At 71.8% G+C, this 21,919-nt stretch carries 15 protein-coding genes; 4 read left to right on the forward strand and 11 right to left on the reverse strand.

The window, feature by feature from the left end; genetic code table 11:
• Positions 1–155 precede the first annotated feature (155 nt).
• The 5 genes from IEY56_RS20280 to IEY56_RS20300 form a co-directional block, all read right to left on the reverse strand.
• Positions 156–1,214 carry a LacI family DNA-binding transcriptional regulator gene (locus IEY56_RS20280; protein WP_189038662.1) on the reverse strand — a complete coding sequence of 353 codons (1,059 nt, stop codon included), beginning with the start codon at positions 1,212–1,214 and terminating at the stop codon, positions 156–158.
• Positions 1,211–2,893 (reverse strand): glycoside hydrolase family 13 protein, encoded by a 1,683-nt coding sequence (locus tag IEY56_RS20285; protein ID WP_189038663.1) that lies wholly within the window; start codon positions 2,891–2,893, stop codon positions 1,211–1,213. The genes IEY56_RS20280 and IEY56_RS20285 overlap by 4 nt, the downstream gene beginning before the upstream one ends.
• A gap of 87 nt (positions 2,894–2,980) precedes the next feature.
• Complete coding sequence (locus tag IEY56_RS20290; RefSeq protein WP_189038664.1) at positions 2,981–3,826, reverse strand: sugar ABC transporter permease; 846 nt, start codon at positions 3,824–3,826, stop codon at positions 2,981–2,983.
• Between the two features lie 2 nt (positions 3,827–3,828).
• Positions 3,829–4,875, reverse strand: coding sequence for a carbohydrate ABC transporter permease (locus IEY56_RS20295; protein WP_189038665.1), 1,047 nt, complete (start codon positions 4,873–4,875; stop codon positions 3,829–3,831).
• Between the two features lie 20 nt (positions 4,876–4,895).
• Positions 4,896–6,173 (reverse strand): extracellular solute-binding protein, encoded by a 1,278-nt coding sequence (locus IEY56_RS20300; RefSeq protein WP_189038666.1) that lies wholly within the window; start codon positions 6,171–6,173, stop codon positions 4,896–4,898.
• Positions 6,174–6,372: 199 nt separating this feature from the next.
• On the opposite strand from IEY56_RS20300, the gene IEY56_RS20305 reads away from it, so the two are divergent.
• Both IEY56_RS20305 and IEY56_RS20310 read left to right on the forward strand, forming a co-directional pair.
• Positions 6,373–7,404, forward strand: a complete 1,032-nt coding sequence (locus IEY56_RS20305) for a LacI family DNA-binding transcriptional regulator (protein WP_189038667.1) — start codon at positions 6,373–6,375, stop codon at positions 7,402–7,404.
• Between the two features lie 237 nt (positions 7,405–7,641).
• The gene (locus IEY56_RS20310) at positions 7,642–8,442 is read left to right on the forward strand and encodes a phosphatase PAP2 family protein (RefSeq protein ID WP_229712054.1); all 801 of its coding nucleotides are present in this window, start codon (positions 7,642–7,644) and stop codon (positions 8,440–8,442) included.
• 7 nt (positions 8,443–8,449) lie between these two features.
• Here IEY56_RS20310 and IEY56_RS20315 read toward each other — a convergent pair whose 3' ends face one another.
• The 3 genes from IEY56_RS20315 to IEY56_RS20325 form a co-directional block, all read right to left on the reverse strand.
• Entirely contained in the window at positions 8,450–11,434 is a 2,985-nt protein-coding gene (locus tag IEY56_RS20315; protein WP_189038669.1) for a bifunctional [glutamine synthetase] adenylyltransferase/[glutamine synthetase]-adenylyl-L-tyrosine phosphorylase, read from the reverse strand.
• A 79-nt stretch (positions 11,435–11,513) separates the two neighbouring features.
• Positions 11,514–12,875: a gamma-glutamylpolyamine synthetase GlnA2 gene (glnA2, locus tag IEY56_RS20320; protein WP_189038670.1), complete on the reverse strand. Its 1,362-nt coding sequence runs from the start codon at positions 12,873–12,875 to the stop codon at positions 11,514–11,516.
• 688 nt (positions 12,876–13,563) lie between these two features.
• Entirely contained in the window at positions 13,564–14,721 is a 1,158-nt protein-coding gene (locus IEY56_RS20325) for a helix-turn-helix transcriptional regulator (RefSeq protein WP_189038671.1), read from the reverse strand.
• Positions 14,722–15,049: 328 nt separating this feature from the next.
• Between IEY56_RS20325 and IEY56_RS20330 the strand changes: the two genes are divergently transcribed.
• Complete coding sequence (locus tag IEY56_RS20330) at positions 15,050–16,825, forward strand: NAD+ synthase (RefSeq protein ID WP_189038672.1); 1,776 nt, start codon at positions 15,050–15,052, stop codon at positions 16,823–16,825.
• 346 nt (positions 16,826–17,171) lie between these two features.
• Here IEY56_RS20330 and IEY56_RS20335 read toward each other — a convergent pair whose 3' ends face one another.
• The 3 genes from IEY56_RS20335 to IEY56_RS20345 form a co-directional block, all read right to left on the reverse strand.
• Positions 17,172–17,639: a PaaI family thioesterase gene (locus IEY56_RS20335; protein ID WP_189038673.1), complete on the reverse strand. Its 468-nt coding sequence runs from the start codon at positions 17,637–17,639 to the stop codon at positions 17,172–17,174.
• Between the two features lie 178 nt (positions 17,640–17,817).
• Positions 17,818–19,041 (reverse strand): MFS transporter, encoded by a 1,224-nt coding sequence (locus IEY56_RS20340; protein ID WP_189038674.1) that lies wholly within the window; start codon positions 19,039–19,041, stop codon positions 17,818–17,820.
• Between the two features lie 442 nt (positions 19,042–19,483).
• A complete protein-coding gene (locus IEY56_RS20345; protein ID WP_189038675.1) occupies positions 19,484–20,542 on the reverse strand; it encodes an endonuclease/exonuclease/phosphatase family protein in 1,059 nt (352 codons plus the stop codon).
• Between the two features lie 460 nt (positions 20,543–21,002).
• Between IEY56_RS20345 and panB the strand changes: the two genes are divergently transcribed.
• Positions 21,003–21,848 carry a 3-methyl-2-oxobutanoate hydroxymethyltransferase gene (gene panB / locus IEY56_RS20350; protein WP_189038676.1) on the forward strand — a complete coding sequence of 282 codons (846 nt, stop codon included), beginning with the start codon at positions 21,003–21,005 and terminating at the stop codon, positions 21,846–21,848.
• Positions 21,849–21,919: the final 71 nt, after the last annotated feature.

Consider the following 21,919-nt stretch of genomic DNA (forward strand, 5'->3'; position numbering starts at 1 on the left):
CGGCCGCAGTCGACGCCCCCGCCGTCGCTCCGCGTACCTCCGCCGAGCGGGGCCGCGTGGCGCGGGCGGGGTGGGGTGGAACCGGCCCGACCGGCCGGGCGCGTGCGGCTCGCGGGTACGGGCCGCCGGCCGGCCGGACCGGAGTGGGGGGGGTGTCAGGTGCCTCCGGCCCGGCTGCGTCCCGCTCCGTGGGGCGCCTGGCCCGTGGAGCCGCGGACGACGAGCTCCGGCTGGAAGACGAACTCCGTCTGCGGTACGGGGTTCTGACGTACCTCTTCCAGCAGCGTGTGCACCGCGGCGTTCGCCATGGCGCGCACCGGCTGGCGCACGGTCGTCAGCGGCGGGTCGGTGAAGGCGATCAGTTCCGAGTCGTCGTAGCCGACCACGGACACGTCTCCCGGTACGCCGAGCCCCCGTGCCCGTGCCGCTCTGACCGCGCCCAGCGCCATCAGGTCGCTTCCGCACACGAGGCCGGTGCAGCCCTCGTCGATGAGGTCGTCGGCCGCCGCGTGCCCGCCCTCCACGGTGAAGAGGGTGTGGCGCACCAGGCCCTCGGCCGACTCTCCGGCGGTGCCCTCCTCCCCGACGGAGGCGAGGAAGCCCTCGGTCTTGCGCCGCACGGGGACGAAGCGGTCCGGCCCCACGGCGAGTCCCAGCCGCCGGTGCCCCAGATCCCTCAGGTGCCGGACGGCGATACGGGAGGACGCGGCGTCGTCCGGGGAGACGAAGGGCGCCGCGATGCGCTCGTTGTAGCCGTTGACGAGGACGTACGGGACCCCGCGGTCGGCGAGACGGGCGTACCGCCCGGGGTCGGCCGACAGGTCGGCGTGCAGCCCGGACAGGAAGATGATGCCGGTGACGGCACGCTCCACGAACTGTTCGACCAGCTCGTCCTCGGTGGCGCCGCCGGGCATCTGCGTGCCGAGGATCGGCGTGTAGCCGTAGCCCGTCAGCGCCTGCTCGATGATCTGGGCGAACGCCGGGAAGATCGGGTTGGTCAGCTCGGGGATGACGAGCCCGACGAGGCCCGCGCTGCGCTGCCGCAGCCGGACGGGCCGGTCGTAGCCCAGCACGTCGAGCGCGGCGAGCACCCGCTGGCGGGTCGAATCGGCCACGCCCGCCTTGCCGTTGAGGACGCGGCTGACGGTGGCCTCGCTGACCTTCGCCTGTCCCGCGATGTCGGCGAGCCGGGTGGCGGGCAGCACCGCCGTCATGCCAGGGGTCCGGTGGTCCACCAGGCGGTGGTGTCCGGCGGCAGCGCCTCACCGCCTTCGTACGGGCCGCTCGCGAGCAGCAACTCCCCCGGCCGCGCGGGGAGTTCGACTGCGGTGCCGCCCGTGTTCGCGGTGCAGACGAAGCTCCCGCGGCGGAAGGCGAGCACTCCCTCCGGTGCGGGCAGCCACTCCACCGATTCTCCCGCGCCCAGGCCGGGCTGCTCGCGGCGGATGCGCAGCGCCGCGCGGTACATCTCCAGGGTGGAATCCTTCCGGCCGCTCTGCGCGGCCACCGAGAGCTCGCTCCACTCCTCGGGCTGCGGCAGCCAGCTGCCGCCGGAGCCGAACCCGTAGGAGCTTCCCCGCCTCTCCCACGGCAGCGGCACCCGGCAGCCGTCGCGGAGCCCGTCCTGGCCGCTGTCACGGAAGAAGGACGGGTCCTGCCGGACGTCGTCGGGCAGGTCCGCGACCTCCGGCAGCCCCAGCTCCTCGCCCTGGTAGACGTACGCGGACCCGGGCAGGGCCAGCATCAGCAGCGTGGCGGCGCGTGCGCGGGCGAGGCCGCCGAGCCGGGTGCGGTGGCGTACGACGTCGTGGTTGGAGAGCACCCACGTCGCCGGCGCCCCGGAGGGCCGCATGGCCTCCAGCGAGTCGCAGATGACGTCGCGCAGCGCCGCGGCGTCCCAGTCGGTCTGGAGGTAGTGGAAGTTGAAGGCCTGATGCAGCTCGTCGGGGCGCACGTAGAGCGCGGTCCGCTCGGAGCTGGGCGCCCATGCCTCGGCGACGCCGATCCGGTCGCCGGGGTACTCCTCGAAGACCTGGCGCCAGTCGCGGTAGATCTCGTGCACGCCGTCCTGGTCGAAGAACGGCAGCTTCCCGCTGCCCAGCAGCCTCAGCTGCCCGGGGCCGCCCGTGTCGGGCAGGCCGGGTGCCTTGACGAGCCCGTGGGCGACGTCCACGCGGAAGCCGTCGACGCCCAGATCCAGCCAGAAGCGCAGGATGGTGCGGAACTCGTCCCGTACGGCGCCGTGTTCCCAGTTGAAGTCCGGCTGTTCGGGCGCGAAGAGGTGCAGGTACCACTCGCCGGGGCTGCCGTCGGCTTCGCGTACGCGCGTCCACGCCGGGCCGCCGAAGACGGACTCCCAGTCGTTGGGCGGCAGTTCGCCGCCCTCTCCGCGTCCGGGACGGAAGTGGTAGCGGGCGCGGGCGGGCGAGCCGGGGCCCTCACGGAGCGCGCGCCGGAACCATTCGTGCCGGTCCGAGGAGTGGTTGGGCACGATGTCGACGATGACGCGCAGCCCCAGCCCGTGCGCGTCCTCGATCAGGGAGGCGGCGTCGGAGAGTTCACCGAAGAGGGGGTCGACCGAGCGGTAGTCGGTCACGTCGTAGCCGCCGTCCGCCTGCGGCGAGGCGTAGAACGGGCTGAGCCACACGGCGTCCACGCCGAGTCCGGCGAGATAGGGCAACCGGGCGCGCACGCCGGGGAGATCGCCCATGCCGTCGCCGTCGCCGTCGGCGAAGGAGCGCGGATAGACCTGGTAGATCACGGCGTCCCGCCACCAGTCCGTGCCGCCGCTCCCCGCGGCCTGCCGCGTGCCGTGCGCCGGGGAGCGCCCGACTGACGGATCGGAGGCGGGTGCGGGTGCGGCCGTAGGGGCGGGGTCGAGATGCTGGGTCATGTCATCCCTGGGAGTCGGAGGCGGTCGCGGGCGTCGGCGTCGGCGTCGGCGTCGAAGCGGTCGGTGGCCGGTGCACGGCGGCGGGCGTCAGGACTTCGTGGCTCCCGCGGTGAGGCCGGCCACCAGGTGCCGCTGCGCGAAGCCGAAGACGACGGCCGCGGGCACGGCGATGATGACCGCGGCGGCCGTCATGGAGCCCCAGTCGGAGCCGTAGCGGTTGACGAAGGTCTGCAGGCCGCCGGCCAGGGTGAGGTTCTCCTCGCCGGTCATGAAGGCGGTGGCGTAGGCGACTTCGGCCCATGCGGTCACGAAGGTGTAGAAGCCCGTGACCGCGAGTCCCGGCCTTGCCAGCGGGAGGACGAGCCGCCAGAACGTGCCGAACGGATTGAGCCCGTCGACGCGTCCGGACTCGTCGATGTCCACGGGGATGGTGTCGAAGAAGCCCTTCATCATCCAGGCGCAGAACGGCACCGCGACCGTCAGGTACGTGATGATCAGGCCGACGGGCTGGTTCAGCAGGCCCAGGCGCGCCATCGTGTTGTAGAGCGGCACGATCAGCACGGCCATCGGGAACATCTGCGTGATCAGCAGCACCCACATCAGGGGGCGCATCCCGGGGAAGCGGAACCGGCTGATGGCGTAGCCGGTGGTGGCGGCGATGAAGACCCCGACGGCGGTCGTACCGGCCACCACGATCAGCGAGTTGCCGAACCACGTCAGGAAGTAGGTGTCGGCGACGACGTGTTCGTAGTTGCCGAGCGTGAAGTTCTTCACCAGGGCGGTGGAGAAGGACTCGTTCCTGGGCTTGAACGACGTCACGAGCAGCCACAGCGGCGGGAAGAGCGCGACGAGGGACGCGGTGAGCAGCCCTGCGTGCAGCCCGAACGAGGCCAGCGGGCCCCGCTCGCCCCGGGTGCGAGGCGCGGAACGCATCGTCACCACACCTCCCCCTGGCGGCGCAGTGCCCGCCTGTAGACGACCGTGAAGAGCGAGAGCAGCACCAGGATGAGGACGCCCCATGCGGCCGAAGTGGCGAAGTCCCGCGGGCTGTTGATGAAGGAGAGCCGGAAGGCGTAGGTCACCAGGATCTCCGTGGAGTCCTCCGGACCGCCCCTGGTGAGCAGGTAGATGACCGGGAACATGTTGAACGTCCAGATGGTGCTGAGCAGGACGACCGTGCTGCTGACGGTGCGCACACCTGGCAGCGTGATGTTGCGGAACCGCTGCCAGGGGCCGGCGCCGTCCATCTCGGCGGCCTCGTACAGCTCGCCGGGGATGCCCTGCAGGGCACCGAGCATCGCCACGATCATGAAGGGGACGCCCAGCCATACGTTGACGGCGATGACGGCGAGCTTCGCCCAGGTGGGATCGCCCAGCCAGGGCACGGCGTCGATGCCGCCGCCGTCCAGCACCTGGTTGAGCAGCCCGCTCTTCTCGTTGAACAGCATCTTCCAGGCGAACACGGAGACGAAGGCCGGGATGCCCCAGGGCACGATCATGGCGATCCGGTAGAACGACCGGCCGCGCACCTGCCTGTTGAGCATCACGGCCAGCACCAGGCCGAGCCCGAAGGTGAAGCCGACGCAGCCGGCCGTCCACACCGCCGTCCAGCCCAGCCGGTCCCAGAAGACGCTGTCCCCGAGGATCTCCGTGTAGTTCTCGAGGCCGGTGAACTCGTAGGTGGCGGGGATGTGGTTGACGCCGATGGTGCGCTCGACGTTGGCCTCGTCGGCGTTCGTGAGCGACAGGTAGACGCCCCGCACCAGCGGGTATCCGATGATGACGCCGATGACGAGGACGACCGGCGCGACCATCGTCCAGGCGTACCAGTGCCGCGCCGCGGCCCTGCGCAGTGCGCCCGCGCCCTTGCCGCCGCGGCTGCCGCCGCTCTTTCCCCCGGGCCCCCGCCCGCGGCCGGCGGCGGCGCTGTCCGCGCCGTCCGCGGCCGCGGGCACCGACCGGCTGGTGGTCTCCACAGCCATGCCTTCCGCCCCGTCCCCTTCTACTTGTAGTCCTTCAGCAGCTTGCGGAAGCCGTCGCCGACCTTGCCGGCGGCGGCTTCGGGACTGCGGCTGCCGGTGAGGACCGCGTCCATCTGCCCGCGGATGGGCTCGAAGAGGGAGTTGCCCTCCGCGATCCACGGCCGCTGCACGGCCTCGTCGACGGCGGGCTTGAAGAACTCGACCATCTTGTTCTCGCGCACCGAGGGCTCGTCGTAGACGGACTCGCGGGTGGGGAGGAGGCTCAGCTCCTCAGTGGTGCGCTTCTGGACCTCGGCGGAGGACATGTACTTGGCGAACTCCTGCGCCGTCCGCAAGTTCTTGCTGCCCGCGTACACGGACAGGTTCCAGCCGCCCTGCGGTGAGCCGCGGCGCTTGCTGCCGGCGGGGACGGGCGCGACGCCGAGGTTGTCCTTGTCGTCCTTGAACTGCTTGCCCTGCTGGGCGCCGGCGATGTCCCACGGACCGTCGATGATCATGGCGACGTCGCCGTCCTGGAAGGCCTTCAGCCCGTTCTCCTGGCCGTCGCTGCTGTCGGTGACCGCGGCACCGGAGTCGACGAGGTCCTTCATGCGGGCGAAGGCCTTGCCGCCCGCCGGATCGTCCACGGTGACCTTCTTGGAGGTGGGGTCGACGAGGTCGCCGCCCTCACCGTAGAGGTACGGCAGGAACCAGTACGGGTCGTCGCCGCGCAGGTACAGGCCCGTCTTGCCGGTCTCGCTCTTGATCTTCTTGGCGGACTTCTTCAGCTCGTCGAAGGACTCGGGCACGTCGACCCCCGCCTTCTTGAGCATCTTCTTGTTGTAGAAGAGGCCCAGCGTGTCGGTGACCTGCGGCACCGCGTAGGTCTTGCCCTTGAAGCGGGTGCTGCCGGCGGCCGTCTTGAGGTAGTCGGACGGCTTGTCGACGGCGGGCGTGCCGTCCAGCGGTGCGAGGTAGCCGAGGTTGGCGAAGTCGGCGACCCACGCGACCTCGGTGCGCATCACGTCGGGGGCTCCGGAGTTGCCGCCGGCCGCGTTCTTGAACTTCTGGTTCGCGTCACCGAAGTTGACGTGCACGTACTTCACGTCGACCTTCGGGTGCTTCTTCTCGAAGTCCTCCGCGATCTTCTTGTACGTGCCCTTCTCGGCGTCGTTCGAGGTGTCCCAGTAGGTGACGGAGCCGGCTATCTCGCCGCCGCCCCCGCTCGGGTCGCTCTGATCCTCCCCGCCGCAGGCCGTCGCCGTCGCCGTGAGCGCAAGCACCGCAGCCGCCGCGATGACCCCTCTGCCTCGCCGCATGTCCATCCCCTCCACGTGTGCGTCCCCGGCCGACGGCCTGGGGGACCCCCGGCGCCATGGGCGGCGCCCGGCTGCGGAGGAACGTAACAGCGTGACGCCGCTTGCGAAAGACTTTGCGGCAACTTTCAGAAAACGCATTTGCAGATCTTGACGCCCCGCCGGTGGGCACCGTGTGATCCGGCCGGTACAGTCCAACCCTGTGACCGCACGGCTAGCTGACATCGCAGCGCAGGCGGGGGTCAGCGAAGCGACGGTCAGCCGGGTCCTCAACGGCAAGCAGGGCGTCGCCGCGGCCACCCGCGAATCCGTACTCGCCGCGCTCGACGTGCTCGGCTACGAACGGCCCGTCAAGCTGCGCCGGAGCAGCGCGGGCCTCGTCGGCCTGATCACACCGGAGCTGGAGAACCCGATCTTCCCCGCCTTCGCGCAGGTGATCGCCCAGGCGCTGACCCGGCAGGGGTACACACCGGTCCTGGCCACGCAGACACCCGGCGGCTCCACGGAGGACGAGCTGACGGAGATGCTCGTCGACCGCGGCGTCGCCGGCATCATCTTCGTCTCGGGCCTCCACGCCGACACCACCGCCGACATGCAGCGCTACGAGCGGCTGCGCGGCCAGGGCGTGCCGTTCGTCCTCGTCAACGGTTTCTCGCCGAAGGTGCGGGCGCCGTTCGTCTCACCGGACGACCGCGCCGCGATGCGGCTCGCGGTCACCCACCTCGCCGCGCTGGGCCACCGCCGCATCGGACTGGCCCTGGGACCGGAGCGGTTCGTTCCCGTGCAGCGCAAGATCGAGGGGTTCGTGCGCGCCCTGGACGAGCAGCTGGGCGTCGGCTCCGACGGGGCCGGCGAGTTCGTGCAGCACTCCCTCTACACCCTGGAGGGCGGACAGGCCGCCGCGGGGGCCCTGTTGGAGCGCGACTGCACCGCCGTGGTGTGCGCCAGCGACATGATGGCCCTGGGCGCGATCCGGGCGGCGCGCCAGCGCGGACTCCAAGTGCCTCGCGAGGTCTCCGTGATCGGCTTCGACGACTCCCCTCTCATCGCCTTCACCGACCCGCCCCTCACGACGATCCGTCAGCCCGTCACGGCCATGGGCCAGGCGGCAGTGCGGACACTGCTGGAGGAGATCGGCGGGACGCCCGCTCCGCACAGTGAGTTCGTCTTCCTTCCCGAGCTGGTCGTACGAGGTTCTACGGCCTCCGTCCCCTCGGCCGCAGGGAGGACGTAAACCGGCCCATACCCGACCGCAGGATGATCGGCACAACGGGCAGGTCTGGCAGACTGTCCCCTCATGGGGGCATCGACGACAAGGACCGCTCAAGTAGGCCGAGAGACCACCGGGACACAGGACACCGAGGACGAAGACACAGGTCACGGGAGCGGAAGACCCGGAACGACCGCGGCGGGCACCACGGCCGCGGAGACGGCGGGAGCCGGGCACGGCAGCGTCGTCGGCACCGCTCTCATGACGCGGCTTCGCGCCGCCCGCCGTCCCAGCATCTGGTTCGAGATCGTCCTCATCGCGGTGAGTTACGCGGTGTACTCCCTCATCCGCAACGCCGTCCCCGAACAGCGCGCGCAGGCCCTCGACAACGCCGACTGGATCTGGAAGGCGGAGCAGTTCCTCGGCATCGCCGTCGAGGACACGGTCAACCGGGCCGTCAACAGCGTCACCTGGCTCATCCTCACGATGAACTACTACTACGCGACGCTGCACTTCATCGTGACGATCGCGGTGCTCGTCTGGCTCTACCGGCGCCACCCCGGCCGCTACGCCGCGACGCGCCTGGTCATCTTCGCCACCACCGGCATCGCCCTGCTGGGGTACTACCTCTTCCCGCTCGCGCCGCCGCGGCTGATGCGCGGCGAGTCCTTCATCGACACCGTGCAGGTGCACCAGACCGTGGGCTCCATGGCGTCCGGCAACCTGGCGGACATGTCGAACCAGTACGCCGCCATGCCGTCGATGCACATCGGCTGGTCGGTGTGGTGCGGCATCACGATCGCCGCGCTCGCCACCCCGCTGTGGGTCCGCCTGCTGGGCGTGCTGTACCCGGTGGGCACGCTGATAGTGATCGTCTGCACGGCCAACCACTTCTGGCTGGACGCGGTGGGCGGCGTCGTCTGCCTCGGCTTCGGCTTCGCCCTCTCCTACGGCTGGTACGGAAAGCTCTCGTACCGGCTGCCGCGGCAGATCAAGGCGCCCGGGCCCGCACCCGGGACGCACCGGCCGGACGCGCTGGCCGGCCGGTCCGCCACGCCGTAGTCGCCGGTCAGTCCGTCGCGCCGTAGAAGAGCCGCTCCGCCACGGCCCGGGCCCGGCGCGTCACGCGGCGGTAGTCGTCCAGCATCTCCCCGCTGCCGCTGGCCTCGGGGTAGCCGAGGTAGCGGCCGACGGCTCCCAACTCCCGCGCGTCCGAGGGGAACGTGTCGCCGGCCCTGCCGCGCACCAGCATCACGGCGTTGCGCACCCGGGTGGCCAGCAGCCACGCCTCGTCCAGCGTCTCCGCGTCCTCGGGGTCGATGAGCTCCGCCTCGCGCGCCGCGGCGAGCGCGGCACGCGTACGCGTGGTGCGCAGACCCTCCGTTCCGGCGGCGTGCTGGAGCTGGAGGAGCTGCACCGTCCACTCGACGTCGGCGAGTCCGCCGCGACCGAGTTTGGCGTGCGTCGTGGAGTCGGCGCCCCGCGGCATCCGTTCGGACTCCATGCGGGCCTTGAGCCGCCGGATCTCGCGCAGTGACTCCTCGCTCAGACCGTCGGCGGGATAGCGGACCGGGGCGATCAACTCGGTGAAGCGGCGCCCCAGATCCTCGTCCCCCGCGACGGGCTCCGCCCGCAGCAGCGCCTGGCTCTCCCAGGCGGCCGCCCAGCGGCGGTAGTAGCCGGCGTAGGACTCCAGGGAACGCACGAGCGGCCCCGACCTGCCTTCCGGACGCAGGTCCGCGTCGACGACCAGCGGCGGGTCCGACGAGGGCAGTTGGAGCAGGCGGCGGAGCTCCGTCGCGACGGCCAGCGCAGCCTTGCCCGCCTCCTCCTCGCTCACGCCCTCGCGGGGCTCGTGGACGAAGAGGACGTCGGCGTCGGAGCCGTAGCTCAGCTCGTGCCCGCCGAACCGGCCCATGCCGATCACCGCGAAACGGGTGGGCAGTTCGTCCCCCCACCGGCTGCGCACCGCCGCGCGGAGGGCTCCGGCGAGCGTGGCCGCGTTGATGCCGGTGAGGGCCGCCCCGATCCGGTCGACGGCCGCCGCGGGGTCCTCCGCGGGCAGCTCCTCCGTGCCGTACGCGCCGATCAGGTCGCCCGCCGCCGTGCGGAACATCTCGCGCCGGCGCACCCCGCGCGCAGCCGCCACCGCCGACTCGGCGTCCGCCGCCCGGCCCACGGCCGCCAGCACCTCCTGCGTGAGGGCCTTCCGCGCCCGCGGCCGCAGCCCGCCGTCGTCGCCGAGCAGCGCCACGGCCTCGGGTGCCCGCATCAGCAGGTCGGGGGCGAGCCGGCCGGCGGACAGGACGCGCGCGAGGTTCTCCGCCGCCGCGCCCTCGTCGCGAAGGAGCCGCAGATACCAGGGCGTCGTCCCGAGCGCGTCGGAGACCTTGCGGAAGTTGAGCAGCCCCGCGTCCGGGTCGGCGGAGTCGGCGAACCAGCCCAGCAGCACGGGAAGCAGGGTGCGCTGGATGGCCGCCTTGCGGCTGACGCCGCTCGCCAGCGCCTCCAGGTGCCGCAGCGCTCCCGCCGGGTCGGCGTAGCCGAGCGCCTCCAGCCGCTGCCGTGCGGCCCTGGGCGAGAGCCGCGCCTCCCCCACGTCGAGCTGGGCGACGGCGTCCAGCAGCGGACGGTAGAAGAGCTTCTCGTGCAGCCGCCGCACCGCGGCGGCGTGCTTGCGCCACGTCTTGTGCAGCTCGTTGACGGAGTCGCTGCGGTATCCGAGGGAACGTCCGAGCCTGCGCTGGTCCGCCTCGTCCTCGGGCATGAGATGCGTCCGGCGCATCTTGTGCAGCTGGATGCGGTGTTCGAGCGTGCGGAGGAAGCGGTACGCGGAGTCGAGCGCGGCGGCGTCCTGCCGGCCCACGTAGCCGCGCGTGGCGAGCGCGTCCAGAGCGGCGAGCGTCGTGGGGCTGCGCAGCGCCGCGTCGGTTCGGCCGTGCACCAACTGCAGCAGCTGCACGGCGAATTCGACGTCGCGCAACCCGCCCGGCCCGAGCTTGAGTTCGCGGTCGACCTGCGCGGCGGGAATGTTCTCCACGACGCGGCGGCGCATCTGCTGCACGTCGGGGACGAAGTTCTCCCGCTCCGACGCCTGCCACACCAAGGGGGCGACGGCCTCCGCGTAGGCCTCGCCCAGCGCCATGTCGCCCGCCACCGGACGGGCCTTCAGCAGGGCCTGGAACTCCCAGGTCTTCGCCCACCGGTTGAGGTAGGCGAGGTGGGAGTAGAGCGTCCTCACAAGGGGCCCGTTCCGGCCCTCCGGGCGGAGGTTGGCGTCGACGGGCCAGATGGTGCCCTCGGCCGTGGTGTCCGAGCAGATCCGCATCAGACGGGCCGCGAGGCGTCCGGCGGCCTGCAGGGCCTGTGCCTCGTCCGCGCCGTCGGCGGGTTCCGCCACGAAGATGACGTCCACGTCCGAGACGTAGTTGAGTTCGCAGCCGCCGCACTTGCCCATCCCGATCACAGCGATCCGGCAGGCCGCCGCGTCCTCGGGCTCCTCGGCGGAGGCGAGGGAGAGAGCGGCCCGCAGCGTCGCAGCGGCCAGGTCGGCGAGCTCGGCCGCGGTCTGCGCCAGGTCGCTGGTGCCGCACACGTCGCGCGCGGCGATCGACAGCAGGGCGCGGCGGTAGCGGTGGCGCAGGTCGTCCGGGTCGGTGGCGGGGCGTACGGCCGCCTCGAACTCCTCCACGCCCGGGTGCAGGTCCCGCTGCTCGTACGTGACGAGCGCCTGCCAGTCGTCCGGGTGGCTGGCGAGGTGGTCGCCCAGCGCTTCGGAGACTCCCAGCACGCCGAGCAGCCTGTCCCGCAGGGGCTTGCTGGCGAGCAGCGTGTCCAGCAGGCGCTGCGGGTCCTCTTGCGCCTCGACGAGTCGGACGAGGCCGTGCAGTGCGAGGTCCGGGTCCGCGGTCGCCCCGAAGGCGTCGAGCAGCTGGGTGTCGGCCCGCACCTCGTCGAACTCCTCCGCCGACAGCAGGCGCTCCGCCGCGGCCGGCTCGGTGAAGCCGCGCCGCACCAGCTGTCCGTGACGGCTGTCCCGCCGACCGCCCTGCACCCTTGACCGTCCTCCGTACTCGCGCACTCCGCGTATTGGGCCGTACCGGCAGCCGCCCCGCGGCGGCGGCCGCACCGTCCTACAGCACCGGCAGGGACTTGCGCAGCTCGAAGGCGGTGACCTCGCTGCGGTACTCCTCCCACTCCTGCTTCTTGTTGCGCAGGAAGAAGTCGTAGACGTGCTCGCCCAGCGTCTCCGCGACCAGCTCGCTGCGCTCCATCAGGGTGATGGCCTCGCCCAGGTTCTGCGGCAGCGGTTCGATGCCCATCGCCCGCCGTTCGGCGTCGGAGAGGGCCCAGACGTCGTCGTCGGCGCCCGGCGGGAGTTCGTAGCCCTCCTCGATGCCCTTGAGCCCGGCCGCCAGCAGAGTGGCGTAGGCGAGATAGGGGTTGGCGCCCGAGTCGAGCGAGCGCACCTCGATACGGGTGGAGCCCATCTTCCCCGGCTTGTACATGGGGACCCGGATCAGTGCGCTGCGGTTGTTGTGGCCCCAGCAGATGTACGAGGGCGATTCGCCGCCCTCCCCCGCCGTCCGGTTCGCGCCGCCCCAGATGCGCTTGTAGGAGTTGACCCACTGGTTGGTGACGGCGGAGATCTCACCGGCGTGCGTGAGCAGGCCCGCGATGAAGGAGCGGCCGACCTTGGAGAGCTGGTACTCCGAGCCCGACTCGTAGAAGGCGTTGCGGTCGCCTTCGAAGAGGGACAGGTGGGTGTGCATGCCGGAGCCGGGGTGCTCGGAGAAGGGCTTGGGCATGAAGGTGGCCTGCACGCCCTGCTCCAGCGCGACCTGCTTCATCACCAGCCGGAACGTCATGATGTTGTCGGCCGTGGACAGCGCGTCCGCGTAGCGCAGGTCGATCTCCTGCTGCCCCGGGGCGCCCTCGTGGTGGGAGAACTCCACGGAGATGCCCATCGACTCCAGCATCGTGATCGCCTGCCGACGGAAGTCCATGCCGACGTGCTGCGGGGTGTGGTCGAAGTAGCCGGAGGTGTCCGCCGGCGAGGGGCGCGTGCCGTCCACCGGCCGGTCCTTGAGCAGGAAGAACTCGATCTCCGGGTGGGTGTAGAAGGTGAAGCCCAAATCCGAGGCCTTGGCGAGGCTGCGCTTGAGCACGTAGCGCGGGTCGGCGTAGGAGGGGGAGCCGTCCGGCATCAGGATGTCGCAGAACATCCGCGCCGTTCCCGGGGCCTCCGCGCGCCACGGCAGTATCTGGAAGGTGCCCGGGTCGGGCTTGGCGATCATGTCCGACTCGTAGACCCGGGCGAAGCCCTCGATCGCCGAACCGTCGAAACCGATGCCCTCGTCGAAGGCCTGCTCCAGCTCCGCGGGCGCGACGGCGACGGACTTGAGGAAGCCGAGCACGTCGGTGAACCACAGCCTGACGAACCGGATGTCGCGCTCCTCGAGCGTGCGGAGCACGAATTCCTGCTGCTTATCCATAGTCACCCATCCTCGCTGCTCAGCGTGCCCGCCCGCACCCTGGGCGACACCCCGTCGGGCCTCGTGTCCCGGGTGGCCCGGGACGGGGACGAGCATCCCACCACACGGTTTCCGGAACGTTGCCTGCGCCCACCGTTCGCGCCGCTTCTCCAGTGAACCACGCGGAAAGCCGCCGTCCCGTGGGCCCGCGGGGCCGCCCGCGGGCAGGCGGCTCCGCGGGGAGCGCTGGGCCGCGGCCCGCTGCGGAGCCAGGGGAACGAGGGGAGGCGAACGTGGGGAGACAAGGTGAAGCGGAGCGGGCAGCGCACCCGGGGTCGCTCAGGAGGCGCACCCCGTAAGGCGCACTCCCCGCGCCGCGGGAGGGGCGTCCGGACGAGGTGCCCGACCGCGCGGCGGACGGCCGCCCGGCAGCCTGGGGGTCCACCCGGGCCCGGCCTCGGCAGCCTGCGTCCGACGGCGCCGGCGCGGGCGGGCCGGAAGGGCCGCGGCGGAAGGGGGCGAGCGGGCGGGCCGGGGGCTCCAAAACGTAAGCCGCGGTCCGGCAGTGGGGGATACCGGACCGCGGCTGTTTGTTGCCTGGCCGGAGCGTTCAGAGGCGTCCGGCCGTGTGGTCTTCGCGTGGTCCGCCGTCCTGGCGGAACGACGTCACGCACTGAAGTTCGCACACCGTCCAGGCCGAGAACAAGAGTTACCGGTCAGTGTTCGAAGCCACATCTTGTGGGGCCTTCTTCGCGGATCGGACACCCGTCTTACCGCCGGTCACAGCCTGGCGTCCATGGCCGGATCCTGACGCGTTCGCGCCACCTCCGGCGGCCAGCCGCGCCTCGTTCTCCGAGGGCTGCGACACCCAGCCGAGGCTGGCGGCGCGCATGCCGAGCTGGAAGCGCGTGCCGGCTCCCAGCCGCTCCATGAGCCCGCTCAGGCGGCGCTGGAACGTGCGGTAGCTGACGCCGAGTTGGCGCGCCATGACCTGGTCGGTCATCCCGGTCGTCAGCAGTGCCAGCAGCCGCGCCTCGTCCGGGGACGGCGCGTCCCCGGCCCCGCCCGGCCGTCCCGCGAGGTACGCGGAGAGCGGCAGCGCACGCGCCCACAGCACCTCGAAGAACTCGCACAGCGCGTCGAGCAGGCCCGAGGGGTGCACGACCACGCTGCTCGCCATCTCGTGCGGCGCGGAGCGGAGCGGGATCAGCGCGACGCGGTCGTCCGCGACCAGCAGCTTCGTCGGCGTATCGGCCATGACCCGCGCCTCCTCGCCGAGTTCGGCGCAGGCCTCGATGTCGGTGTGGATGCGGTGGAAGGTCTCCAGACCGTGGGTGTCGTAGATGACGCGGTAGCCGATGCCGCGCCGCATGGTCTTGGCCTGCACCGGCATCATGCCCGTCTTGGGGTCGAGCCGGTCGGGGTCGCTGTTGGCGTACGGAGGCCGGTCGATGCCGCGTATCTGGTGCCGCGCGCTGTACTGCAGCTGGTCGACCTGCTGGATCACCGCCGCCCGCCCGGTGACGATCTCCACGAGGTCGACGGGGTCGCGCGCGGTCGCGTTGGCCCGGAACCGGGTGGCCAGGAGCTGGATGTGCCGCCGGGTGCGGTGGATGGCCTCCTCGCGCGCCAGCAGCAGCGACTCGAAGGCCACCTCGGGCGCCACGGGCAGGAAGCGCTCCTCTCCCCGCCGCTCCCCCGGGTACCTGCCGACCAGGCTCAACTTCTCCAGCGCCGTGAGGGTTTCGCGCACCTTCGCCGCACTCAGGCCCAGCGCCTCGCGAAGCTCCCGCACGGTGACCGCTCCGTCGACGAGCGCCTCGTAGGCCTGCTGCTGGACGGGTTCGAGACCGAGGGCCTCCAACATGTGCTTCCCCCTGTGCTGTGGCGAGTTCACGTCACTGACCGATGCCCGCCAGGCGGGCGTCGAATCCAGTACACCAGGTATCGAAATGCTGCGGATACCCTCGCGTAAGTGACCTTGCGTACTGGATACGGTTGTGACGGTGACGTGAACACCGCGTGTCCGGTTCCCTCGTGAAATTCACGGATCCACTCGTTCCGTTTTGACAGGCCGCCTCGGCACGTACTCATACGTGTCCGGCCGGTAACTCTGAGTGCATTGCCGCGCCCCTCGTTCCTGCCCGTACCGGCGCCCTCTTTCACGCGTCAGGTAGACGATTACAGTGGGCGGCGTGCCTCAACTACGTCTCGCCCTGAACCAGATCGACTCCACCGTCGGCGACCTCGAAGGCAACGCGGCCTCCGTGCTGCGCTGGACCCGGCGCTCCGTGGAGCAGGGGGCGCATCTCGTCGCGTTCCCCGAGATGATGCTGACCGGCTACCCGGTGGAGGACCTGGCCCTGCGCGGCTCGTTCGTCGAGGCCAGCCGCGCCGCGCTGAGCACGCTCGCGGGCAGGCTGGCGCAGGAGGGTCTGGGCGGGGTCCCCGTCGTCGTCGGCTACCTGGACCGCGCCGAGGACGTCCGCGCCTCCCTCGGCAGTCCCGCGGGCGCGCCGCTCAACGCCGCGGCCGTGCTGCACGGCGGCGAGGTCGTCCTGACCTTCGCCAAGCACCACCTGCCCAACTACGGCGTCTTCGACGAGTTCCGGTACTTCGTGCCGGGTCAGACCCTGCCCGTCGTCCGCGTCCACGGCGTCGACGTCGCCCTCGCCATCTGCGAGGACCTGTGGCAGAACGGCGGCCGCGTCCCCGCCGCCCGCACCGCGGGTGCGGGTCTGCTGCTCTCCGTCAACGCCTCCCCGTACGAGCGCGAGAAGCACGACACGCGACTCGACCTCGTCCGCAGGCGGGCCCGGGAGGCGGGCTGCACGACGGCGTACCTCGCCATGGCCGGCGGCCAGGACGAGCTCGTCTTCGACGGCGACTCGATCGTCGTCGGCCGCGACGGCGAGACCATCGCGCGCGCACCGCAGTTCGAGGAGACGTGCCTCGTCCTCGACCTGGACCTGCCCGCGGCCGCGGCGGAGCCCCCCTCGGGGGTCGTGGACGACGGCCTCGCCGTGCAGCACGTGACCCTCGGCGCGGACCCGCTGGAGGCGTACGAGCCGGAGTTCACCGGCAGCGAGGCGCCCCGCATGGAGGACGACGAGGAGATCTACACCGCGCTCGTCACCGGTCTGCGGGCGTACGCGTCCAAGAACGGCTTCAGCTCGGTGGTGCTGGGCCTCTCCGGCGGCATCGACTCCGCGCTCACCGCGGCGATCGCCTGCGACGCGCTCGGCCCGTCCAACGTGCACGCCGTCTCCATGCCCTCGCGCTACTCCTCGGAGCACTCCAAGGACGACGCCGCGGAGATGGCACGGCGCACAGGGCTCAACTACCGCACCGTGGCGATCGGTTCGATGTTCGACACGTTCATGGACTCGATGGAGCTCACCGGCGTCGCCGAGGAGAACCTCCAGTCCCGGCTGCGCGGAGTGGTGCTGATGGGCATCTCCAACCAGGAGGGCCACATCGTGCTCGCTCCGGGCAACAAGTCCGAGCTGGCGTGCGGCTATTCGACGCTGTACGGCGACTCCGTCGGCGCGTACGGGCCCATCAAGGACGTCTACAAGACCAACGTCTTCCGGCTGGCGAAGTGGCGCAACCGCGCCGCCTCCGAACGCGGCGAGACACCTCCCATCCCCGAGAACAGCATCTCCAAGCCGCCGAGCGCGGAGCTGCGCCCCGACCAGGTCGACACCGACTCCCTCCCCGACTACGACGTGCTGGACGGCATCCTGAAGCTGTACGTCGACGGGGACGTGGGCCGCCAGGGCATCGTCGAACGCGGCTACGACCCCGAAGTCGTCACGCGCGTACTGCGGATGACGGACGCCGCCGAGTACAAGCGGCGGCAGTACCCCCCGGGGACGAAGATCTCCGGCAAGGGCTTCGGCAAGGACCGCAGGCTGCCCATCACCAACCACTGGCGGGAGAGCGGCCCCGGGGACGGCACGGCCGGCTGACGCACCCTCGCGTGCACGCGGAGCGGCGCTGGCGGGCCGAACGCCCGGCGGCCCGCCCGCGCCGCTCCGCCGTACCGGCTTAGGGCGTGTCGTTTGGATCTTCATCGATCAGCCCGGGACGCCGGATGCGGTGCATCGCAAGGCACCGGAGAAGGACGGCCCGGAGACGGGCGGGAGGGACGGCGCACCGGCGAGCGAGGCTGCACCGAATGAGACGGAGCGGCGTGCCGGGAACGTGCTGCGGCTGGAGGCCCTGAGGCCGACGGGCCTGCGAAGGCAGCTTGTCGGGGCCCGACAAGGCCGCATCGGCCGGCGGGGAGCCCCGCGGTACCGCTCGCCCCTCCGGTCACACCAGGGTCTGGAGGCGCACCGTCGCCGTCGCGACGGCCACCAACGTGCCGTCGGCCGCGGCGAGTTCACCCGAGAGGAAGCACACCTGCCTGCCGCGCTGCACGACGCGTCCTCGCCCCGTCAGCCGCCCGGGCCGCGCCGGACGCAGGTACTGGACGTGCAGATCGAGCGTCGGTGCGAGCTGCCCGTCCGGGAGCGACGCCGCCAGAGCCGGGCCCATCGTGTCGTCGAGCATGGCGGCCAGGAAGCCGCCCTGGATCGCGCCCGCCGGGTTCGTGAACTGCTCGTCCGCCTGGAACGCCACCTCGATCGCGCCCTCGTCCGGCTGGACCTCGACCAGCTCCCAGCCGAGGAGCAGCGAGGCACGGGGCGTGGCGACGCGCCCGGCGAGCATCTCCCAGAACACGCCGCGCCGCTGCCCGCCCGTGCCCGTACCGCCCGATTCCGGCTCGTCGGCTGCCATGTGTGCGATTGAACAGCCTCCGGCCGCCGCTCGCGCCGCGGCTCGGCCATCCGGGTCCGCGGCCCTGGCCGCCCACGGGCGGGAACGGACAGGGGCCCGCACACCGGCGCGGGCCCCTGTCGTCGTGACGCCACCGTGCCGGGAGCCTGTCCGCTCCCGGCCCCGGCGTCCTCCCGGCTCAGCCGGTGACGCTCTCCGCGGCGCGGGCCCGGCGCAGCCCCGGGACGCCGCGCGCCACGATGCGGGAGCGGGCCACGGTCGGGGCGCCGTCCAGCATCCCGGCCAGCACGGCGATGCCGAGCCCCGCCAGGGCCAGCACGACACCCACCAGCATGGGCGAGGTCCAGCCCCAGCCGGCAGCGACGGCGGCGCCGCCCAGCCACGCCCCGCCGGCGTTGGCGAGGTTGAACGCGGACTGGTTGCCGGCGGAGGCCAGGGTGGGTGCCTGCCGCGCCTTCTGCATGATCAGCATCTGCAGGGGGGTCGTCGTCATGAAGCCGAGACCGCCCAGCACGACGACCATCACCATGGCCGCCCACTTGACGTCGACGACTGCGTGGAAGGTGACCATGGCCAGGGCGAGCGAGCCGAGGCCCCCGTAGAGCGTCGGGCGCAGGGCGCGGTCCGTCAGCGGTCCCGCGACGAGCGCGCCCAGCGTCATGCCGATGCCGAAGAGGGCGAGCACCACGGTCACGGAGGACTCGGCGAGGCCCGTGACCTCGGTCATGATCGAGGCGAGGTAGCTGTAGACGGCGAAGACGCCGCCGAACCCGAAGACCGCGGTCAGCAGCCCCAGGATCACCTGACGGTTGCCGAGGGCGCGGACCTCGTGGCGCAGGCCGGTCCGCCGCTCGGCGCTCATCTCGGGCACCATCGCGGCGAGCGTCACCATCGCCAGCACGCCGATGGCGCTGACGACGACGAAGGTCGCCCGCCATCCGAGAGCCTGCCCGATCGCCGTCCCCGCGGGCACACCGACGATGTTGGCGACCGTCAGCCCGAGGAACATCGTGGCGACGGCGCGGGCACGCCGGTCCTCCGTCACCAGCCGTGCGGCGACGACGGCGCCGACGCCGAAGAAGGCGCCGTGCGGGAGGCCCGCCAGCACGCGCCCGGCGAGCAGGGCCGCGTAGTTGGGCGCCAGGGCGGAGGCGAGGTTGCCGACCGTGAACAGCCCCATGAGCAGCACAAGCATCCGCTTGCGGGGCGTGCGCGTGCCGAGCGCGGTGAGCAGCGGGGCACCGATGACGACGCCGATGGCGTAGGCGGAGACCAGGTGTCCGGCTGTGGGCACGGAGGTGTCCATGTCTCGCGCGACGTTGGGCAGCAGGCCCATCATCACGAACTCGGTGGTGCCTATTCCGAAGGCGCTGATCGCGAGGGCGAGCAAGGCCAGAGGCATGAGGCGGAACCTTTCAAGGCAGGGTCGATCAAGGTCTTAAGTAAGGTTTTCTAAGGGGGATACGCGCTAGAGACCTGCGTAACAACGGCGTCGGGCGCAGGCACAGCTTCTTATGTTCTCACACGGAACAAAGTCTGTCAGATGCGCTTGCCTCACAGCGCCGCTACGTGTCTCAGGACGGCAACAGCCGGGCGCGGAGCGCGTGATTCGTGCCACGGCAGGCCGTCCCGCAGGCGCACGCCGGGCGGACACGCACCTGAACCCGGGCGCCCTCACCACGGGCGGGCCGGGCGCCTCACCACGCTCCGAGCGCCCTCACAGCGGCCGACGGCGGCCACCGGGGCGTACGAGCCCGGTGGCCGCCGTCGGCGAAGACCGCTCTCGCGGGTGAAGGGGGGAGGGGAGCCGACGGGTGAGGACCGGCAGCGGCGGGGAGAGAGCCTCAGAAGTTCACGGACGCCGCGACGGGCAGGTGATCGCTCCCGGTGGCGGGCAGGGACCAGGAGGAGACCGGTTCGAGGCCCTTCACCATGATCTGGTCGATCCTCGTCGTCGGGAACGAGGCGGGCCAGCTGAAGCCGGGCCCGTCCCCCGCCGCTCCCTGCGTGGAGCGCATCTGTGACGTGACGGGCGCGAGCGCGCGGTCGTTCATGGTCCCGTTGAGGTCGCCCAGCAGGACAGCCTTGTCGACGGGGTCGTCCGCTATGGCGCTGCCCAGCGCAGCGGCGCTGTCGTCACGCTGCCCGGCCGTGAAGCCGGAGGCGAACTGCAGGCGCACGGACGGCAGATGGGCGGCGTAGACGGCGACGCCTCCGTGCGGGGTGTCGACGGTGGTGCGCATCGCCCGCGGCCAGCCCATCTTGATGTCGACCGTCTTCGTGTCGCGCATGGGGTACTTGCTCCACACACCGACAGTGCCCACGCGCTTGTGGTAGCGGTACGCGCCGGCGAGCCCCTTGTCGTACAGTTCCGCCTGCCCGCCCGCGACCTCCTCCAGCGCGACGATGTCGGCACCGGAGCCCGCGAGTTCGCGCGCGGTGCGGCGCGGGTCCGGGTTGCCCGCGTTGACGTTGTGCGTGACGACGGTGAGGTCGCCGCCCGTGCCCGACTTGCTGGTGAACTGGCCGGCAAAGAGATGCAGCCACACCATCGCCGGGAGCAGCAGCGCGACCAGGGCGAGCGCGGAGCGGCGCAGCACGGCCATGAGCGCCAGCACCGGTACGAGGACGCCGCCCCACGGCAGGAAGGTCTCCCACAGCGAGCCCAGGTTGCCGATCGTGTTGGGGATCTCGGAATGCCAGAAGAGGGCCGCCCCCAGCAGCACGGCGAGCAGGGCCAGCACCCAGCCGCGGCGCCACGTGCCTCCGCCGCCCCACCGGCCCCAGCGGGACCAGTCGACCAGGCCGCGGGCCCCGGAGCCGCCGTCCCCACGGGACCGGGAGAGGAAGCCGCGCGACTCGCCCGACGTCTTCGCCGAATCGGTCATGTACGCACGTGCCATCCGCTGTTCCTCGCTTGCCTTGCCGGTGCCTGGTCGAACCCTAGGTGATCGCGACGCCGGGCCCCGCACCGCGGCCGTCCCGCACAACACCCGGTCGAACACGATCCGTTTGCGCTCCTCTCCCCGCGCCTGCCAGGACGAATATCCGGGCAGCCGGGGTTCCGGTGTCCAGAGTTCCCGCGCATGCTGTGACGGAACCGGCACACGGCCGCGGGACCACGACGTGCGCGGACGCGCCGCACGGGCCGCCGCACAGCTCCCGGCACGGCCGCTGTCCGGCCTCCCGCCGACGGCCTTCCCGCACCTCCGGGGACGCGCCCCCGCCCGTCCGGAGCGGGCCGGGCCCGGCGTCGGAATGCCCTTCTCCCTTCCGCCGGCAGGCGGCGCATGCCAGCATGGACGTGTATCCGGGGACGCCGTCAGGGCGCCTCGAGACCACACAAAACAGGAGCGTTCAGCCATGTCTGATGCGCAGAAGCAGCCGGCCACCCTCTACGGCGGCGCACGCAACCGCCGTGTGACCGTCAGGGACCTCGGCGCCGCCAAGGACCGCGGCGAGCGCTGGCCCATGCTGACGGCCTACGACGCCATGACGGCCTCGGTCTTCGACGAGTCGGGCATCCCCGTGATGCTCGTCGGCGACTCCATGGGCAACTGCCACCTCGGCTACGAGAACACCGTCCCGGTCACCCTGGACGAGATGGCGATGCTGACGGCCGCCGTCGTACGGGGCACCAAGCGCGCCCTCATCGTCGCGGACCTCCCCTTCGGCACGTACCAGGAGGGCCCCGTGCAGGCGCTGCGAAGCGCCACCCGTCTCGTCAAGGAGGCGGGCGCGGGCGCGGTGAAGCTGGAGGGCGGCGAACGCTCCGCCCACCAGATCGAGTTGATGGTCGAGTCGGGCATCCCGGTCATGGCGCACGTCGGTCTCACGCCGCAGTCCGTGCACGCGATGGGCTACCGCGTGCAGGGCAGGGGGGAGGAGGCGGCCCAGCAGCTGCTGCGCGACGCCAAGTCCGTCCAGGACGCCGGAGCGTTCGCGGTGGTGCTGGAGGCCGTGCCCGCGGAGCTGGCGGCGGAGGTGACGCGCTCCCTGCACGTCCCCACCGTCGGCATCGGCGCCGGAGCGGAGACCGACGCGCAGGTGCTGGTCTGGACGGACATGGCGGGCATGACGGCGGGCCGGGTGCCCAGCTTCGTCAAGCAGTACGCGCGGCTGCGGGAGACCCTGGGCGAGGCGGCCAGGTCCTTCGCCCAGGACGTGATCTCGGGCGACTTCCCCGAGGCGCGGCACAGCTTCTCCTAGGGGCTGTCTGACAAATGGCGCCGTTCGCCCGGAGGGCGGGGCTCGCGTCGTCTGGTGCGTGCGGATGCAAG

This window comes from Streptomyces daqingensis (genome assembly GCF_014645895.1).
GTDB classification, from domain to species: domain Bacteria; phylum Actinomycetota; class Actinomycetes; order Streptomycetales; family Streptomycetaceae; genus Streptomyces; species Streptomyces daqingensis.

Excerpts from the sequence above, each read along its gene's own strand:
- panB (WP_189038676.1), top strand. The coding sequence starts at position 21,003 with ATGTCTGATGCGCAGAAGCAGCCGGCCACCCTCTACGGCGGCGCACGC.
- IEY56_RS20300 (WP_189038666.1), bottom strand. The coding sequence starts at position 6,173 with ATGCGGCGAGGCAGAGGGGTCATCGCGGCGGCTGCGGTGCTTGCGCTC.
- glnA2 (WP_189038670.1), bottom strand. The coding sequence starts at position 12,875 with ATGGATAAGCAGCAGGAATTCGTGCTCCGCACGCTCGAGGAGCGCGAC.
- IEY56_RS20295 (WP_189038665.1), bottom strand. The coding sequence starts at position 4,875 with ATGGCTGTGGAGACCACCAGCCGGTCGGTGCCCGCGGCCGCGGACGGC.
- IEY56_RS20325 (WP_189038671.1), bottom strand. The coding sequence starts at position 14,721 with ATGTTGGAGGCCCTCGGTCTCGAACCCGTCCAGCAGCAGGCCTACGAG.
- IEY56_RS20335 (WP_189038673.1), bottom strand. The coding sequence starts at position 17,639 with ATGGCAGCCGACGAGCCGGAATCGGGCGGTACGGGCACGGGCGGGCAG.
- IEY56_RS20285 (WP_189038663.1), bottom strand. The coding sequence starts at position 2,893 with ATGACCCAGCATCTCGACCCCGCCCCTACGGCCGCACCCGCACCCGCC.
- IEY56_RS20340 (WP_189038674.1), bottom strand. The coding sequence starts at position 19,041 with ATGCCTCTGGCCTTGCTCGCCCTCGCGATCAGCGCCTTCGGAATAGGC.
- IEY56_RS20345 (WP_189038675.1), bottom strand. The coding sequence starts at position 20,542 with ATGGCACGTGCGTACATGACCGATTCGGCGAAGACGTCGGGCGAGTCG.
- IEY56_RS20290 (WP_189038664.1), bottom strand. The coding sequence starts at position 3,826 with ATGCGTTCCGCGCCTCGCACCCGGGGCGAGCGGGGCCCGCTGGCCTCG.
- IEY56_RS20280 (WP_189038662.1), bottom strand. The coding sequence starts at position 1,214 with ATGACGGCGGTGCTGCCCGCCACCCGGCTCGCCGACATCGCGGGACAG.
- IEY56_RS20310 (WP_229712054.1), top strand. The coding sequence starts at position 7,642 with ATGACGCGGCTTCGCGCCGCCCGCCGTCCCAGCATCTGGTTCGAGATC.